Consider the following 1,026-nt stretch of genomic DNA (forward strand, 5'->3'; position numbering starts at 1 on the left):
GGGCGGGGTGTGCGCGGCGGGCCGGCGTACCGGCCGGTCAGCACCGGCCGGCCGGCTCGGAGACAGCGCACGAGTTCGCGCTGAAGGTGTTGCCCGAGCCCTTGCTGTCGCGGTCGGCGAGGTCGGCGGGGCTGTTGCCCGACAGGACGTTGCCGCTCACCTGGTCACGCAGGTTGGCGACGCCGACCTCGCTCGGGAAGAGCACGACGCCGCCGGACATCGGCGAGGTGCCGGAGTTGCCGGTGACGGTGTTGTCGGTGATCCGGGTGTCCTCGGCGCCGGTGAGCAGCACGCCGGTGCCCTGGATGACCGGCAGCCGGCCGTTCGCGGCACAGAACTTGTTGTTGTCGGTGATCTTGTTGTGCCGGATGTCGAGGTCGCCGGCCTTCGGGTTGTTCTCGTCGCCGATGACGAAGACGCCGCCGCAGTTGCCGGTGACGGTGTTGTCCTCGACGGCGAGCACGCGGGCCCGGCGGACCGTCACACCGATCCGGTTGCCCGACAGGGTGTTGCCGGAGACGACCGTGCCGCGGGTGTCGAGGGCGCCGCCCTCGGCGTCGACGAGGTTGGCGACGAAGATGCCGGACTGGCCGTTGCCGACCGCCTCGTTGTCGCGCAGCACCGCCCGGGTGGACTTCTCCTGGCTGATGCCCTGCTGGCCGTTGTCCTTCACCAGCACCCGCCGGACGACCATGCCGTCGGTGCCCGACGCGTCGATGCCGTTCGCTCGGAAGCCGGTGACGGCGAGCGACTCGATACGGACCGCGGTCAGCGCGTGGCCGTCGGCGCCGGTGACACAGATGCCGTGGCCGGCCGCCGCGCACGCGGCGGCGGTGGTGGTGCCGGTGGTGGTCGTGCTGTCCTCGGTGCTGTTTTCGGTGGCGGACCGGGTGGTGGAGCCGGTCGCGGACTCGGTCGCGGAGTCGGTCTTGGCGGCCGTGGGCGCGGTGCCCTCCGGCGTGGCGGCCGGGACCGGCTGCGTGGCGTGCGTCGCGCAGGCCGGGCCCGAGGGGGCGGCGGGAGCCG

1 protein-coding gene is annotated in these 1,026 nt (G+C 73.1%); it reads right to left on the minus strand.

Features of this window, described 5'->3' with window-relative positions; genetic code table 11:
* Positions 1-37: 37 nt before the first annotated feature.
* Positions 38-1,026 (minus strand): right-handed parallel beta-helix repeat-containing protein (locus V7E46_RS33610; protein ID WP_333771938.1); only part of this gene is annotated, 989 nt, incomplete at its 5' end.

The sequence above is a fragment of the Streptomyces sp. IBSBF 2435 genome, from assembly GCF_036815005.1.
In the GTDB taxonomy this organism is placed as follows: domain Bacteria; phylum Actinomycetota; class Actinomycetes; order Streptomycetales; family Streptomycetaceae; genus Actinacidiphila.